The organism is Nocardiopsis sp. FIRDI 009 (assembly GCF_003386285.1).
Lineage (GTDB): Bacteria > Actinomycetota > Actinomycetes > Streptosporangiales > Streptosporangiaceae > Nocardiopsis.
Genome location: NZ_QPNC01000011.1, coordinates 18,150 through 33,112, shown reverse-complemented (window position 1 = coordinate 33,112; position 14,963 = coordinate 18,150). Strand labels below are relative to the sequence as shown.

16 protein-coding genes are annotated in these 14,963 nt (G+C 73.3%); 8 read left to right on the top strand and 8 right to left on the bottom strand.

Annotated features, from left to right (window positions below; all coding sequences use genetic code 11):
• Positions 1–11 precede the first annotated feature (11 nt).
• Positions 12–275: a GlsB/YeaQ/YmgE family stress response membrane protein gene (locus DVR05_RS09490; protein WP_116245476.1), complete on the bottom strand. Its 264-nt coding sequence runs from the start codon at positions 273–275 to the stop codon at positions 12–14.
• A gap of 249 nt (positions 276–524) precedes the next feature.
• Between DVR05_RS09490 and DVR05_RS09485 the strand changes: the two genes are divergently transcribed.
• Entirely contained in the window at positions 525–944 is a 420-nt protein-coding gene (locus DVR05_RS09485; RefSeq protein ID WP_116245475.1) for a helix-turn-helix domain-containing protein, read from the top strand.
• A 94-nt stretch (positions 945–1,038) separates the two neighbouring features.
• Here DVR05_RS09485 and DVR05_RS09480 read toward each other — a convergent pair whose 3' ends face one another.
• From DVR05_RS09480 to DVR05_RS09470, 3 genes are all read right to left on the bottom strand, one after another.
• The gene (locus DVR05_RS09480; protein WP_116245474.1) at positions 1,039–1,659 is read right to left on the bottom strand and encodes a ClpP family protease; all 621 of its coding nucleotides are present in this window, start codon (positions 1,657–1,659) and stop codon (positions 1,039–1,041) included.
• Positions 1,656–2,321 carry a ClpP family protease gene (locus DVR05_RS09475; protein WP_116245473.1) on the bottom strand — a complete coding sequence of 222 codons (666 nt, stop codon included), beginning with the start codon at positions 2,319–2,321 and terminating at the stop codon, positions 1,656–1,658. The genes DVR05_RS09480 and DVR05_RS09475 overlap by 4 nt, the downstream gene beginning before the upstream one ends.
• A 180-nt stretch (positions 2,322–2,501) precedes the next feature.
• Positions 2,502–2,999, bottom strand: a complete 498-nt coding sequence (locus tag DVR05_RS09470; RefSeq protein WP_116245472.1) for a MarR family winged helix-turn-helix transcriptional regulator — start codon at positions 2,997–2,999, stop codon at positions 2,502–2,504.
• Positions 3,000–3,238: 239 nt separating this feature from the next.
• On the opposite strand from DVR05_RS09470, the gene DVR05_RS09465 reads away from it, so the two are divergent.
• The 6 genes from DVR05_RS09465 to mnhG are packed head-to-tail and all read left to right on the top strand — an operon-like array spanning position 3,239 to position 10,064.
• Entirely contained in the window at positions 3,239–6,193 is a 2,955-nt protein-coding gene (locus DVR05_RS09465) for a Na+/H+ antiporter subunit A (protein ID WP_116245621.1), read from the top strand.
• Positions 6,190–7,020 (top strand): Na(+)/H(+) antiporter subunit C, encoded by an 831-nt coding sequence (locus DVR05_RS09460; protein WP_116245471.1) that lies wholly within the window; start codon positions 6,190–6,192, stop codon positions 7,018–7,020. Before DVR05_RS09465 ends, DVR05_RS09460 begins: the two co-directional genes overlap by 4 nt.
• Positions 7,020–8,687 carry a Na+/H+ antiporter subunit D gene (locus DVR05_RS09455; RefSeq protein ID WP_116245470.1) on the top strand — a complete coding sequence of 556 codons (1,668 nt, stop codon included), beginning with the start codon at positions 7,020–7,022 and terminating at the stop codon, positions 8,685–8,687. The genes DVR05_RS09460 and DVR05_RS09455 overlap by 1 nt, the downstream gene beginning before the upstream one ends.
• Positions 8,684–9,319 carry a Na+/H+ antiporter subunit E gene (locus tag DVR05_RS09450; RefSeq protein WP_116245469.1) on the top strand — a complete coding sequence of 212 codons (636 nt, stop codon included), beginning with the start codon at positions 8,684–8,686 and terminating at the stop codon, positions 9,317–9,319. The genes DVR05_RS09455 and DVR05_RS09450 overlap by 4 nt, the downstream gene beginning before the upstream one ends.
• A complete protein-coding gene (locus DVR05_RS09445; protein WP_116245468.1) occupies positions 9,316–9,660 on the top strand; it encodes a monovalent cation/H+ antiporter complex subunit F in 345 nt (114 codons plus the stop codon). The genes DVR05_RS09450 and DVR05_RS09445 overlap by 4 nt, the downstream gene beginning before the upstream one ends.
• Complete coding sequence (gene mnhG, locus DVR05_RS09440; protein ID WP_116245467.1) at positions 9,657–10,064, top strand: monovalent cation/H(+) antiporter subunit G; 408 nt, start codon at positions 9,657–9,659, stop codon at positions 10,062–10,064. Before DVR05_RS09445 ends, mnhG begins: the two co-directional genes overlap by 4 nt.
• A 162-nt stretch (positions 10,065–10,226) precedes the next feature.
• On the opposite strand, the gene DVR05_RS09435 is transcribed toward mnhG, so the two are convergent.
• The 3 genes from DVR05_RS09435 to DVR05_RS09425 all read right to left on the bottom strand — a co-directional run bounded on the left by DVR05_RS09435 (position 10,227) and on the right by DVR05_RS09425 (position 13,564).
• A complete protein-coding gene (locus DVR05_RS09435) occupies positions 10,227–10,619 on the bottom strand; it encodes a DUF779 domain-containing protein (protein WP_116245466.1) in 393 nt (130 codons plus the stop codon).
• On the bottom strand, positions 10,619–12,142 hold the full coding sequence (locus tag DVR05_RS09430; protein ID WP_116245465.1) for an aldehyde dehydrogenase family protein: 1,524 nt from the start codon (positions 12,140–12,142) through the stop codon (positions 10,619–10,621). Before DVR05_RS09430 ends, DVR05_RS09435 begins: the two co-directional genes overlap by 1 nt.
• A gap of 135 nt (positions 12,143–12,277) precedes the next feature.
• Positions 12,278–13,564 (bottom strand): GAF domain-containing protein, encoded by a 1,287-nt coding sequence (locus tag DVR05_RS09425; RefSeq protein WP_116245464.1) that lies wholly within the window; start codon positions 13,562–13,564, stop codon positions 12,278–12,280.
• Between the two features lie 261 nt (positions 13,565–13,825).
• On the opposite strand from DVR05_RS09425, the gene DVR05_RS09420 reads away from it, so the two are divergent.
• Positions 13,826–14,464, top strand: a complete 639-nt coding sequence (locus DVR05_RS09420) for a hypothetical protein (protein WP_116245463.1) — start codon at positions 13,826–13,828, stop codon at positions 14,462–14,464.
• 44 nt (positions 14,465–14,508) lie between these two features.
• On the opposite strand, the gene DVR05_RS09415 is transcribed toward DVR05_RS09420, so the two are convergent.
• Positions 14,509–14,868: a metalloregulator ArsR/SmtB family transcription factor gene (locus tag DVR05_RS09415; protein WP_116245462.1), complete on the bottom strand. Its 360-nt coding sequence runs from the start codon at positions 14,866–14,868 to the stop codon at positions 14,509–14,511.
• Positions 14,869–14,963 lie beyond the last annotated feature (95 nt).

Sequence of the window (14,963 nt, the reverse complement as noted above, 5' to 3'; positions counted from 1 at the left end):
CGGGTCGCCGCTCAGGCGGCTCCCCCGGGTTTCCTGGCGTACATGCCGTCGGCCAGGTAGACGATGACGGCCGCGACCAGAACCTGGACGATCAGCACCCACCACCACATGGACGAGACGAGGTGGGCGAGGAAGCCGCCGACGAAGGCGGCGACGATGCCCAGAAGCAGGGTCAGCCAGATCGGCAGGTGCTGTTTGCCGGGGACGACGAGTCGGCCCAGCGCACCGATGATCAGACCGACGACGATCGCGCTGATGATTCCGGTGATCTCCACGGTTTCCTCCCTGGTCGACGCCCTTACCCTCGTTCCCCCTGGTCAGTGGATGGACACCGGGCACACGCCAGTCGGGGCAACCCTTGGGGGGACCTTGGCCGGGGCGTGGGACGCGCGTGGTCGGAGCGGGCCCCGCCCCCCGGCCGTCCCCTTCTGCCGTCGGCAGAAGCGGGTCCGCCCCCTCCCCCCTCCCCCGCGCGCGGCGTACGCTCGGAGTCGGAGCAGCGCCGCACGCCCTGGGAGGCACCGATGACCGACACCGTCCTTCGCTCCCTGGACGAGGCCCGCCGGGGCCCGCGCCGGGAGGTGCGGGAGGAACCCGTGGCGCGCGAGGAGCCGCTCATGCGCGACATCGTCGGCGACCTGCTGCGGCGCACCCGGACCGAGCAGGGGCGGACGCTCCGGGAGGTCGCCGAGGAGGCCCAGGTCTCGCTCCCCTACCTGTCGGAGATCGAGCGCGGCCGCAAGGAGGCCTCCTCCGAGGTGCTCGCGGCGGTGTACCGCTCCCTGGGGTTGACCCTCCCCGACGTCCTCGCCGAGCTGTACCGGCGCACCGCGCTGGCGGCCCCGCTCCGGGCCGGCGCCGGCCCGGGCGACTTCCGGCGGGCGGGCTCCGTCCCGGCCCCCGCCCCCGCGCGCGGGGCCCGGATCATGTCCCTGGCCGCCTGAGCGGCGTCTCCCCCGACCCCGCCGTGGTCCGTCTGAGGGCGGTGGCGGGCGCCGGGCGGACCGAAGCGGAGCGGGGGACCACGACCGGCGCCGCCTAGGCGGCCCGGCTCCTGTCGTCCGCCGGGTCGCGGGTGGTGACGATCCCGTCCACCAGCCCGTACTCCCTGGCCTGTTCGGCGGTGAGGATCCGGTCCCGGTCGGTGTCGGCCCGCAGCCGCTCCACCGTCTGGCCGGTGTGCCGGGACAGGATCGCCTCGACCTGGGAGCGCACGCGCAGGATCTCCTCCGCCTGGATCTCCAGGTCGGCGGCGACCCCCTGCCCCTCGGTCGACGGCTGGTGCAGCAGTACCCGGGCGTGCTCCAGCGCCATCCGCTTGCCCGGCGCCCCCGCCGCGAGCAGCACGGCCGCTGCCGAGGCCGCCTGGCCCATGCACACCGTGGCGACGTCGGCCCGCACGAACCGCATGGTGTCGTAGATGGCGGTCAGCGCCGTGAACGATCCGCCCGGCGAGTTGATGTAGAGCTGGATGTCGGACTCGCTCGACTCGTGGTCCAGGTGCAGCATCTGCGCCATGACCACGTTGGCGACATCGTCGTCGATCGCCGTTCCCAGGAAGATGATCCGCTCCGACAGCAGTCGGCTGAACACGTCAAAGGACCGCTCGCCCCTGGGGGTGCGCTCCACGACCACCGGCACGGTGTAGCGTCCGCTCATGCGTCCTCTCCTCCGATCCGGTGCGCGAACCCGGGCGTCGAGGCTCCGAGCCGGAATCCGCTGCCCGCCAACTCGCGCACCGACGTCACCACGTGGTCCACGAAGCCGTAGTCCCTGGCCTCCTGGGCGGTGAACCACGCGTCGCGGTGCTGGTCCCTGGCGACGGTCTCCTCACTCTGGCCGGTGTGCTCGGCGATGAGCCGGATCATGGTCCGCTTCGTGTGCGCGAGGTTCTCCGCCTGGATGGCGATGTCGGCGGCGGTCCCGCCGAGCCCGCCCGAGGGCTGGTGCATCATGATCCGCGCGTGCGGCAGGCTGTACCGCTTGCCCGCGGTCCCGGCACAGGCCAGGAACTGGCCCATGCTGGCGGCGAACCCCATGACCAGCGTGGACACGTCGTTGGGGATGAAGCGCATGGTGTCGTAGACGGCCATCCCCGCGTAGACGGAGCCTCCGGGGCTGTTGATCGCGAGGGTGATGTCGCGCCGGGGGTCCTCGTCGGCCAGCAGCATCATCTGGGCGCACACCCGGTTGGCGCTGGTCTCGTCCACCTGCGTGCCCAGCAGCACGATGCGGCTGCGCAGCAGGCGGGCCGCCAGCTGGTCGTCGAAGGCGCCGCCCGCCGCCTCGTGTCCGGCGACGGGCCGTTCGTGGGTCAGCATGGAACTCTCCTCCACCGGTCGGCGGAGCGGTCGTCCGCCCGGCCGGTGGTTCCACCCTGCGGCGACGCGCCCGGCGACCGCCACCGTTTCGGCCCGGGGCAGATCTGCCCACGGCAGAGCCCGGGCCGCGCGTGGCCGGGCGCCCTGGTCGGGCCGGGTCGCGGGGAGGCCCCGACGGGCTCACACGTCGTCGAGGGCCTCGCGCAGGTCGCGCAGGACGGTGACCACGTAGGGCCGCAGCGACGGCCGGATCGCGTCGTACATCCTGCGCTGTTTGCTCTCCAGCACCGCCCGGCGGGCGGCGAGGACCCGGTCGCCCTCCTCGGTGATGTGCACCACCGTGCTGCGCTCGTCCCGCTCGGAGCGGCGGCGCGCCATCATCCCCTTGCGTTCGAGCTGTTGGATCATGCGAGTGGCGGAGGGGGACGACACACCGACGACCCGGGCGACCGCGCCCACGCTCGGCTCGTCCATGCCGCGCACGGCCTCCATCAGGAGCGTCTGCGTCAGTGTGAGCTCCTCGTGCCCCTGGCCACCGCGGGATCGGGCGTGGATCGCGGCGTTGATCAGTTCGGTCCAGGCGCGCTGGAACTCGTCGAGGCCGACGTCGGGCGGTTCGGTGTCGCGTGCTTCGGCGTCGGGCGGCTCGACCCCGGGTTCGGCTGTCTCGTCAGACACGAAACGATCCTCGCTGACTGGGCGTACGCCACACACCTGGACGCGCGCGGCGGTTTGATTATTGTGTAGTCTAGCTATTAGATAGCAAAGGTACGTAATTTCACGATGATTCATGCCCCGCCGAGGCCGAACCGACACCTCCGCCCGCGGAACCGCCGCCCCGGCCTCGGGGCGGCAGGTGTCCGCTCCAGGTGCAAGCGGGCCCGGACCCATCCGGGAGGGACGACGCATTGACCACCGTGCTCGTCGCGCACTTCATCGCCGCGGCGCTCGCCCCCCTGCTCGTACGCCGATGGGGCCGCAACGCGTTCGTCGCGCTCGCCGCGGTCCCCGGCGCCGCCACCGTCTGGACCCTCCTCCAGACCCCCGTGATCACGCGCGGCGACGCGCTCTCGACGTCGGTCGAGTGGGCACCGCAGTTCTCCCTGCGACTGGGCCTGTACATGGACGCGCTCGGCCTGGTGATGACGCTCATCGCCGCCGGGGTCGGCGCGCTCATCCTCGTCTACTGCGCCCGCTACTTCGATGACTCCGAACCCGGCCTCGGCCGGTTCGCGGGCGTGTTCACCGCCTTCGCCGCCGCCATGCTCGGCCTGGTCCTGGCCGACGACCTCATCCAGCTCTTCGTGTACTGGGAGCTGACCACGGTCTTCTCCTACCTGCTCATCGGGCACAGCACCGAGCAGAAGGAGAGCCGCCGCGCCGCCATGACCGCCCTGACGGTCACCACCGCGGGCGGGCTGACCATGTTCGTCGGCCTGATCATGCTGGGCGAGGCCGCGGGCACCTTCGTCATCTCCGAGATCGTCGCCGACCCCCCGCCCGGCGGCACCACGCTCAACATCGCCCTGGCGCTGGTCATGATCGGCGCCATGTCCAAGTCGGCCCTGACCCCCTTCAGCCTGTGGCTGCCCGCCGCCATGCGCGCCCCCACACCGGTCTCCGGCTACCTGCACGCCGCGGCGATGGTCAAGGCCGGGGTCTACCTCACCGCCCGCCTCACCCCCGCCTTCCACGACGCCGCCGTCTGGCAGTCGATGGCGCTGGCCTTCGGCGTGCTCACCATGCTGCTCGGCGGCTGGAAGGCGCTGCGCCAGTTCGATCTGAAGCTGGTCCTGGCCTACGGCACCATCAGCCAGCTCGGCTTCCTCGTCGCCCTCCTCGGGGCCGGGACGCGCGCCGCCGCGCTCGCCGGCGTCTCGATGCTCGTCGCGCACTCCCTGTTCAAGGCGGCGCTGTTCCTCGTGGTCGGGATCGTCGACCACTCCACCGGCACCCGGGACCTGCGGGAGCTGTCCGGCCTGCGCACGGCGATGCCCGGCGCGTTCTGGACCGCCCTGCTCGCCCTCGTCTCGATGGCGGGCCTGCCGCCCGCCCTCGGGTTCGCCGCCAAGGAGCTGGCCTTCGGCGCCTTCACCGGGGGCGGCGCCGTCGACACCGCCGTGCTCGTCGGACTGGTCGCCGGGTCCGCCCTCACCGTCGCCTACAGCCTGCGCTTCCTGTGGGGCGCCTTCGCGACGAAGGAGAACGTCCCCGACACCCCGGTGCACGCGCCCGGACCGCTGTTCCTGGCCCCCGCCGCGCTCCTCGCCGTGCTCGGACTGATCGGCGGTCCGCTCGCCGACCGGCTCGACCCGCTCCTGGCCGCCTACGCCGACACCGTCCCCTCGGCCCCCGGCTCCGAGACCACCCACCTGATCCTGTGGCACGGGTTCGAGCTCCCGCTCCTGCTGTCCGCCCTCTGCGTGGCCCTGGGCTACGTGCTCTTCCTCCTGCGCCACCGGGTGGTGTGGCTGGGCGTGCGCACGGCGTTCGTCGACCCCGACCGGATCTACCGGCGGATGCTCGCCGCCCTGGAGAACGCCGCACTCCAGCTCACCGGGGGGACGCAGCGCGGTTCGCTGCCCGTCTACCTCGGCACGATCCTGGTCACCGTGGTGACCGTGGCGGGCTGGCCGATCCTCACCGGCCGCCTGTGGGAGCTGCCCACCCCGCCCGTGCGGGTCTGGGACACCCCCGTGCAGCTGATCCCGACCGTGATCATCATCCTCACCTGCCTGTTCGTCCTGTTCGTGCGGCGCCGGCTGTTCGCGGTCGTCCTCGTCGGGATGACCGGCTACGGGTGCGCGGTGCTGTTCTTCCTCCAGGGCGCCCCCGACCTCGCGCTCACGCAGTTCCTCGTGGAGACCGTGAGCCTGGTCGTCTTCGTCCTGGTCCTGCGCCGCCTGCCCGCCCGGTTCTCCACACCGGCCCTGCGCGGCCGCCGCATGTGGAACCTGGTGATCGGTGCGGCCACCGGGGCGCTCGTGGCGAGCATGACCTACTTCGCCCTCGCCGGACGCCAGGACGAGTCCGTCTCACCCGGCTTCGTCGACGCCGCCCACGAGGTCGGCGGGGAGAACATCATCTCCGTCCTCCTCGTCGACGTGCGCGCCTGGGACACGATGGGGGAGATCTCCGTCCTCGGCGCGGCCGCGGCGGGCGTGGCCAGCCTGATGTTCGTGCGCCGACGCGCCCAGCCGCGCGGCGGCCCCCACGGGCTCCGCCCCGTGTCGCACACCGCGCCGCACGCCCCTCCGGTCGGGGGTGAGGCCATCGACCTGGGCGGGCTGCGCACCGCGCCGCGCGAGGCGCACATACGGCCCGCCGCCACGTGGACGTGGCTGACCGGCGCCGAGGCGCTGCCCACGGAGCGCAGGTCGGTCATCTTCGAGGTGGTCTCACGCTTCCTCTTCCCGGTGATCATGGTGATCTCCGTGTACCTGCTGCTCACCGGCCACTCCGCGGTCGGCGGCGGTTTCGCCGGGGGCATCGTGGCCGGACTCGCGCTCATCGTCCGCTACCTGGCGGGCGGCCGGTTCGAGCTGTACGCCACCGCCTGGGTGCAGCCCGGCGCCCTCATCGGCGCGGGTCTGGCCCTGGCGACCGGGACGGCCCTGGCCGGTCCGTTCATCGGCGGCGACGTCCTGTCCGGCGGTTCCCTGGACCTGCACGTCCCGTTCCTGGGCCACCTGCACCTGACCACCAGCCTGGTGTTCGACACCGGCGTGTACCTGCTGGTCATCGGCCTGATCCTGGACATCCTCCGCAGCCTCGGCGCCCGGATCGACGAACAGATCGAACGGGACGCCGCGCACACCGCGGAGGCCGCCCGACACGGGGACGAGTCCCCGGCCGAGGAGGTCACGTCATGAACGACACCCCCAGTCTCGTCCTCGTCCTCGTCGTCGGCGTCCTGGTCGCGGTGGGCGTCGTCCTCCTCCTGGAACGCAGCCTGACCCGCGTCCTCCTCGGGTTCGTCGTGCTCAGCAACGGCGTCAACCTGATGATCCTCGCCTCGGGCGGCGCGGCCGGGGGGCCGCCGATCCTCTGGCTGACCGAACCGGGGGAGATGAACGACCCCCTCCCGCAGGCGATGATCCTGACCGCCATCGTCATCACCCTCGGCATCACCGCCTTCCTGCTGGCCATGGCCTACCGGAGCTGGCAGCTGGAGGGCAACGACGAGGTCCAGGACGACGTCGAGGACCTCCGGATCGTCCGGGGCGAGGGTATCCGCGCCGTCCGCAGGCGGTTCCGCCGCGAACGCCGCCGGCTGCGCGCCGACATCCGCGCCCAGCGGGCCGAGCTCCAGGCGACCATCGCCGCCGCCGACGCCCAGGAGCTGGCCGAGCAGGCGCGGATCAAGGCGGAGATCGCCGCTGCCCAGGCCGAACTCGCCCGGTTCGAGGCGGACGCCGAGGAGAGCGGCGCCGACCAGCACTCCCAGGAGACCGTGCGGCGGCTGACCGACCGCACGCAGACGATGGTCGAGCAGGTGGCCGAGCTGCGCGGACGCGTCCGCCGGGGCCGCAGGAAGCTGCGGGAGCACCGCCGTGCCGACCGGGCGGCCGAACGCGAGCTGTGGCGGGAACTGCGGCGCCGGGTCCGCGCCCAGCGGCGGCAGATGCGCCAGACCATGCGGGCCGAGCGCGAACGCCTGGCCCGCGCCGAGGACAGCGAGTTGCAGGGGAACGACTGATGAACGACGGATCCCTCTTCGCCGCGGACGTGCACCACCTCGTCCCGCTGCCGGTGGTCCTGCCGCTGTTCGCCGCCGGGGTCAAGCTCGCGCTCGGCAGCCGCTGGCCCCGGCTCCAGCAGTGGGTCAGCGTCGCCACGCTCACGGCCGTGCTCCTGATCGGGTTCGCGCTCATGGTCGGCGCCGACGCCGTCGGGCCGCTCGCGGTCCAGCTCGGCGGCTGGGAGGCGCCGCTCGGGATCACCATGGTGGCCGACCGGCTGTCGGCCCTGTTCGTGACCGTGTCCGCGGCCATCACCCTGGCGGTGCTGGTGTACTCCATCGGCCAGGGCATGGCGGGCAAGGCCGAGGTGGCGCCGCTGTCGGTGTACCAGCCGACCTACCTGATCCTGGTCGCCGGGGTCTCCAACGCCTTCCTGGCCGGTGACCTGTTCAACCTCTACGTCGGGTTCGAGATCCTGCTGACCGCCAGCTACGTCCTGCTGACCCTGGGCGGCACCCAGCCGCGCATGCGCGCGGGCGCCATCTACGTGGTGGTGTCGCTGCTGTCCTCGGTGCTGTTCCTCATCGCGATCGGGCTCGTCTTCGCCGCGACCGGAACCGTGAACATGGCGCTGCTGGCCGAGCGGCTGTGGGACGTCTCCACCGAGCTGCGGCTCGTGCTGGAGGTCATCCTGGTCGTCGCCTTCGGCATCAAGGCCGCCGTGTTCCCGCTGTCGGCGTGGCTGCCCGACTCCTACCCGACCGCTCCGGTGCCGGTCACCGCGGTGTTCGCGGGCCTGCTGACCAAGGTGGGCGTGTACGCGATCATCCGCGCGCAGACCCTGATGTTCCCCGGCACGCAGATCGACACGCTCCTGCTGTGGGTCGCCCTGGCCACCATGATCATGGGCGCGCTGGGCGCGGTCGCCCAGAACGACATCAAGCGTCTGCTGTCCTTCACCCTGGTCAGCCACATCGGGTACATGCTGTTCGGGGTGGCGATCGGCAACGAGCTGGGACTGTCCGGCGCGGTGTTCTACGTCGCCCACCACATCACCGTGCAGACGACGCTGTTCCTCATCACGGGGCTGATCGAACGGCGCGGCGGCTCCACGTCGCTGGACGACCTGGGCGGGCTGGGGCGGATCGCGCCGGTGCTGGCGGTGCTGTTCTTCATCCCGGCGATGAACCTGGGCGGCATCCCCCCGCTGTCCGGGTTCCTCGGCAAGCTCGGCCTGCTCCAGGCCGGTGTGCAGTCCGGGACGCCGATGGCCTACGCGCTGGTCGTGGCGTCGGTGGTGACCAGCCTGCTCACGCTGTACGTCATGGCGCGGGTGTGGAGCTACGCGTTCTGGCGCTCTCCCGCCGAGGGCATGGTCGCCGAACCGGGCACGGTCCTGGAGGAGAGCGAGGAGGGCGGTGACACGTCCACCGCGGCCCTGGGCCCGGAGGAGGCGGTCGGCCCCTCCTCCCGGCTGGAGGACACCGCCACCCGGGCCGCGACACGGGTGGTGACATCGGTGGTCCTGCCCCGGAGCATGGTCGGCGCCACGATGGCGCTGGTCGTCATGGGGCTGGCCCTGACCGTGTTCGCGGGTCCGCTCATCGCCTACGCGTCGGAGACCGCGATGGAGCTGATCGAGCGCACTCCGTACATCCACGCCGTACTGGGAGGCAGCCGATGACCGTGGAGGAACCGCGTCGGCCGGAGGGGCCCGTGACCGGCGGCGGCCGGGGCCTGCGGGCGGTACGCCGCCGACTGGGCAAGGTGCAGCTGCCGGTCGCGCTCGGCATGACCCTGGTGTGGGTGGTGCTGTTCAACGGGTTCCAGTGGCGGGAGGAGTCACTGGGGCTGGCAGTGCTGGGGTTCGGGGTGTCGGTACTGATCATGGTGGTGTTCCCGTTGCCACCGCTCGGTCCGGGGCTGCGGCTGCGCCCGCTGAGCGCGCTGCGGCTGCTGGGGTTCGTCGCCGTGGACATGGTCGTGGCCAGCTTCCAGGTCACCCGGTACGTGTTCGCGCCCGGCCCGCCGGTGCGCAGCTCCGTGATCGCGGTGCGGCTGCGCACCGACTCCGACCTCATGCTCGTGTTCACGTCGATCGCCCTGTCCGTGATCCCCGGGAGCGTGGTCGTGGAGGTCGAACAGCCGAACCGGGTGCTGTACGTGCACGTCCTCGGCGCGATCGACGAGGCGGGGACCGAGCGGGCCCGCAGGGGGGCGCTTCGGTTGGAGGAGCGGATCGTGCGCGCCGTCGGGACCCGTCAGGACATCGCCGATCTGGAGGCCGCTCCGGTGGTCGGGAAGGGGGGCGCGTGACCGTCCTGTGGATCGCCATCGCCGTGCTGCTCGGGCTGGCCGCCCTGCTCAGCACGGCCCGCCTGATGCTGGGGCCCAGCATCCTGGACCGGGCGCTGTCCGTCGACGTGCTCGTGGCCTCGGCGCTCACCGGCATCGGCGCCTACGCCGCGGTCAACCGCGACCCGTCGGTGCTGCCCATCCTGCTGGTGCTGTCGTTGATCGGGTTCGTGAGCTCGGTCAGCGTGTCCAAGTTCGTGGCCCGCCGCCACCTGGGCGAACACCTGCGGGGGTCCGCCGCCGGAGGGCGGGAGGGCCCCGGGGGCGCGGCGGGCGCCGACGGGAGGGGGAGGAACGCGTGAGCGAGCAACTGGTCGCGGTCCTGGACTGGATCGCGGTGCTGTGCCTGCTGGTCGGGGCGGCGCTGTCCCTGGTGGCCGGGGTCGGCCTGGTGCGCTTCCCGGACCTGCTGTCCCGGATGCACACGGCGGCCAAGCCCCAGGTGCTGGGGCTGCTCCTCGTCCTGGTCGGGATCGGTCTGCGCATCGCCCCGCAGGAGACCGGGGTGTTCAACACGGGCACGCTGGTCCTGGTGGGGCTCTTCCAGGTGCTGACGGTGCCGGTGGCGGGGCACATCGCCTCCCGGGTGGCCTACCGGACCGGGCGGATCCGCGACGACCTGCTGGTGAGCGACGAGCTGGCCGAGCGGATCGCCGAGCGGCGGGGCGGCGCCCCCCCGGGGGAGTCGGGGGACCGCCAGGCGTGAGACCGCGGGCGGGCGGTATTTTCGGGGCCTCCGCTTCGCTCTGGCCCGCCCGTCACCCGCCACCACCCTCAACGGACGCCCGCGGCGCGGCCCCATCCATGAGCACCCTGCCGACGCCCGAACGGTAACCCCCCGGGTGACCTGTCCTGGGAACGGATCGGCTCACGCCAGCCGTTCGGCCTCCTCGTCGGTCATCAGGCGGGAGCGGATGAGGAAGCGCCGCCCCGTCGGCGCCTCCAGGGAGAACCCCGCCCCGCGCCCCGGGACGACGTCGATGGTCAGGTGGGTGTGCCGCCACAGCTCGAACTGGGACCGGGACATCCACACCGGCACCGGTTCGGGTCCGCCGACCTCAAGGTCGCCCAGATGGACGTCCGAGGCGCCGGTGCGGAACTCCCCCGCCGGATAGCACATCGGGGAGCTGCCGTCGCAGCAGCCGCCGGACTGGTGGAACATGAGCGGTCCGTGCTCGGCGCGCAGGTCGCGGAGCAGGGCGGCGGCCTCGTCGGTGACCGCCACCCGTTCCGCCCCCGCGCCGTCCGCGGGGACGGGCATCAGAACAGCCCCAGCGCCGAGTCGGAGTAGCTCACCAGCAGGTTCTTGGTCTGCTGGTAGTGGTCGAGCATCATCCGGTGGTTCTCCCGGCCGATCCCCGACTGCTTGTACCCGCCGAAGGCCGCGTGCGCGGGGTAGGCGTGGTAGTTGTTCACCCACACCCGACCGGCCTGGATGTCCCGGCCCGCCCGGTAGGCGGTGTTGCCGTCGCGCGACCACACGCCCGCCCCCAGCCCGTACAAAGTGTCGTTGGCGATCTTGATCGCGTCGGCGTAGTCGGCGAACCGGGTCACCGACACCACCGGCCCGAAGATCTCCTCCTGGAAGATCCGCATGTCGTTGCGCCCCTCGAAGACCGTCGGCTCGACGTAGTAGCCGCCGGACAGGTCACCGCCGAGGTCGGCGCGCCCGCCCCCGGCGAGCACCTTGGCGCCCTCCCGGACCCCGATGTCGATGTAGGACAGGATCTTCTCCAGCTGGTCGTTGCTGGCCTGGGCGCCGACCATGGTCGCGGTGTCGAGCGGGTCGCCCTGGACGATGGCCCCGACCCGCTCCAGCGCGTCGCCGAGGAAGCGGTCGTAGACGGACTCCTGGACGAGCGCCCGGGACGGGCAGGTGCACACCTCGCCCTGGTTGAGCGCGAAGAGCGCGAAGCCCTCCAGCGCCTTGTCGTAGAAGGCGTCCGCGCGGTCGGCGACGTCGGCGAAGAAGAGGTTCGGACTCTTGCCGCCCAGCTCCAGGGTGACCGGGATGAGGTTCTCCGACGCGTACTGCATGATCAGGCGCCCGGTGGTGGTCTCCCCGGTGAAGGCGACCTTGCGCACGCGGGGGCTGGCGGCGAGCGGCTTGCCCGCCTCCACCCCGAAACCGTTGACGACGTTGACCACGCCGGGCGGCAGCAGGTCGGCGATGAGCTCCATGAGCAGGAGGATCGAGGCCGGGGTCTGCTCGGCGGGTTTGAGGACGACCGCGTTCCCGGCGGCCAGGGCGGGAGCCAGCTTCCAGACCGCCATGAGCAGGGGGAAGTTCCAGGGGATGATCTGGCCGACCACGCCCAGCGGCTCCTGGAAGTGGTAGGCGACGGTGTCCTCGTCGATCTGGGAGGTGTGCCCCTCCTGCGCGCGGATCGCCCCCGCGAAGTAGCGGAAGTGGTCCACGGCCAGCGGCAGGTCGGCGGCCAGACACTCGCGGACCGGCTTGCCGTTCTCCCAGGACTCGGCGACGGCGAGCCGCTCCAGGTTCTCCTCGATCCGGTCGGCGACGCGGTTGAGCACGAGCGCGCGCTCGGCGGGCGAGGTCCGCCCCCAGGCGGGCGCGGCGCCGTGGGCGGCGTCGAGGGCGAGTTCCACGTCCTCCGCTCCGCTGCGGGCGACCTCGGTGAAGGTCCGGCCGGTGACGGGCGTGGGGTTTGCGAAGTAGCGGCCCCGCACGGGGCGGACCCACTCACCGCCGATCCAGTTCTCGTAGCGCGGGGCGTACTCCACGACGCTGCCGGGCTCGCCGGGGGGCGTGTAGATCGTCATGACTGACTCCTCGTCTCCGTCGGCGCCGGAGTCCGGGCCCGGCGCCGCAGCTTGCGGGACGTGACGCTAGTCACCACGACGTTGCGGGCACGTTGCGCCGGCGCGGCCGGGAGCTGGACGGGGCGGCGCGGCGGGTCAGCCGCCGAGCCAGCGAAGCCGACCGCGCAGGGCGGCGTGCCTGGGAGTGTCGGGGCGGGCCGCGCCGAGCGCCGCCGCCACGGCCCGGGGGTCGTCGCGCCAACCGGGCCGCTCGGCCCAGGCCAGCAGCACGTCGGGGGAGGCGTGGTCGGTCAGGACCGCGCACACCTCGGCCTGGAGGGCGTCGCGGACCTCCACCACGCCCGGCGCCTCGGAGCTCGGCAGGACGGGGCCGGGGCAGGCGTCCAGGGCGCGCCGGTGGTCTCCGGCCGCGAGGTGGCGGCGCACGTCGTCGACGTCGGTCCGCACCGGGCGGCACAGGCGGTAGGGGCGCGAGTCCAGCAGCCCCGGGCCGAGCAGCCGCCGCAGGCGCGCCAGCTCCGCGCGGACGGTGACCGGTGCGGCGTCGCGTTCGTGCAGTCGGGCTCCGAGGGCGGCGCCGGTCAGGCCGCCGGGGCTGCGGGAGAGCAGCAGCAGGATCTCGGCGTGGCGGAGGCTGAGCGCGACGGTCCGGCCGTCGAGGGCGAGTTCGGCGCGGTCACGCCCGAGGACGCTCAGGCGGGCCCGGTCCGGGGCCGGGAGGTCGGATCCGGCCGCGGGCCTCGGCCGGGGCAGGCGACCGCCGAGCCGGAGCGCGCGCAGTTCGGCCTCGGCCGCCGCCGCGGCGGTGCGGACCAGGGCCAGCGCGTACGGCGAGGCGACGTGGTCCTCCCCGGTGAGGTCGAGGAAGCCGAGCAGGGCGCCGGTGTCGGGGTCGTGCAGGGGCGCCGCCGAGCAGCTCCAGCGGTGCACGCCCCGGGCGAAGTGCTCGCTGGCGAAGACCTGGACCTCGTGGTCGAGGGCGAGGGCGACGCCGGGCGCGTTGGTCCCCGCCGACCGCTCGTGCCAGTTGGCGCCCTCGACGAAGCACATGTCCTCGGCGCTGTCCCGCAGCCGGTGGTCGCCCTCGACCCACAGGATCCGGCCGGAGGCGTCACCGACCGCGACGATCTGGGGGTCGGGGGCGGCGTCCACGAGGAGCCGGCGGAGCAGGGGCATGACGGGGGCGAGCGGGTGGGCGGCGCGGTGGTCGCGCAGGGCGTGGCCGGTGAGTTCCACGCGGGGGGTCGTCCGGTCGGGGTCGACGCCGTGCCGGGCGCTGCGCCGCCAGGAGTCCCCGACGACGGCGCGGACCCGCTCGCCGACCCGCCCGGAGTCGGTGAAGCGCTCGTGCGCCGCCGCCACGTCGCGGCGCAGGGTGTCGGGGTCGGCGCCCCGCGGCCACGCGTTCCACCCGTCGGCCATCCGGTGTCTCCCCTCGCCCGCACGGTGGCGGGCCACGATGTCGGCCCGATCCGTCACCCCGAGTGAAACCGCGCCCGCGCGGCTTGGCAAGGGGTGTGGGGGATCCGCGCCCGGAACCCCGCGCCGTCCGGGCGTCGAAACGCCCGAGGTGGACGAACACCCAGCCGTTCCCCGCGCCCCGACGGGCACGCGCCGGAGCGAACCGACGCGGCCTCCGTCCCGTCACACCGGTCGAACCCATCCGCAGACGAGGAGGCGACGGTGTCCGTTCCGTACCCGCATCCGCCCGGTCACCCGACGGGCCCCGTGATCGACCCCCGCGAGCTGCGTCCGCGCCGCCTGTGGTACGCGGTCGGCGCGGCGGTGGTCGCGACCGGACTCCTCGGGGGCTTCGCCGGGTTCGTCTGGGCGGTGTTCCAGACGCTGCGGCTGCCCGAGTTCGAGGCGGAACTGCGCGACCCCGGGGAGGTCGTGTTCACCGTCGGCGACGGGGTCCGGCAGCTGGGCCTGTACACCAGCCCGGCGGGCGCCGACGCCGACGCCTGCGTCCTGGTCCTCCCCGACGGCGGGGAGCGCGCGTTCTCCTTCCCGCCCTACGGCCACGACGTCGAGACCGGCTCGGAGAGCTGGTCGCTGGTGGGCGCCGCCGAGACCGCCGGCGGCGGTGAGTACACGCTCGCGTGCGACGGCGGGCAGGACACCGTCCACGCGGTCGCCGACATCGGCGACGGCGGCCGGACCTTCGTCACCAACGTGCTCGGCGCGTTCGCCGCGATCGGCGGCGGGGTGCTCGTGGCCCTCGCGGTGGGCGGACCGATCCTCGTCGTCACGGGGGTGCGCCGGGGACGGCACAAGCGGCGCCTGATCGGCGAACGCGCCCGGCCGCCGCACCGGGGGTAGCCGTGCGCCGCCGCCGGTTCCGGCCCGGCGGCGGAGCGCCGGGGTCACTCGTGCGGCGGCTCGCCGGTGACGACGTGGTCGGCGTGGTTGAGCGCCTCCAGGACCAGTCGGCGCAGGTGGCCGTCGCGCATGCGGTAGATCGAGTGTCGGGACTCGCGGCGCGCCTCCACCAGGCCCGCGAGCCGGAGCTTGGCCAGGTGCTGTGACACGGCCGTGCGCGAGGCCCCGCTCGCCTCGGTGAGCCGGCCGACGTCGGCCTCGCCCTGGGCCAGGGTCCACAGCAGGCCCAGGCGCGTGGGGTCGGAGAGCATGCGGAAGACGTCGGCGGCCACGGCGAGCCGCTCGGGTCCCGGGGGTTCCGGGTGGAACAGGCTCGGGGCGGACGGCGGCTCACGGTCGGACATGCGCGCAGTCTAGGGCGTGCTCGGCGGACCCGTGCTCCGCCGCGCGCCGGACGGCGTCCGCCGAGCGCCCCGGACACGTCGGCGGAGCGCCGCCG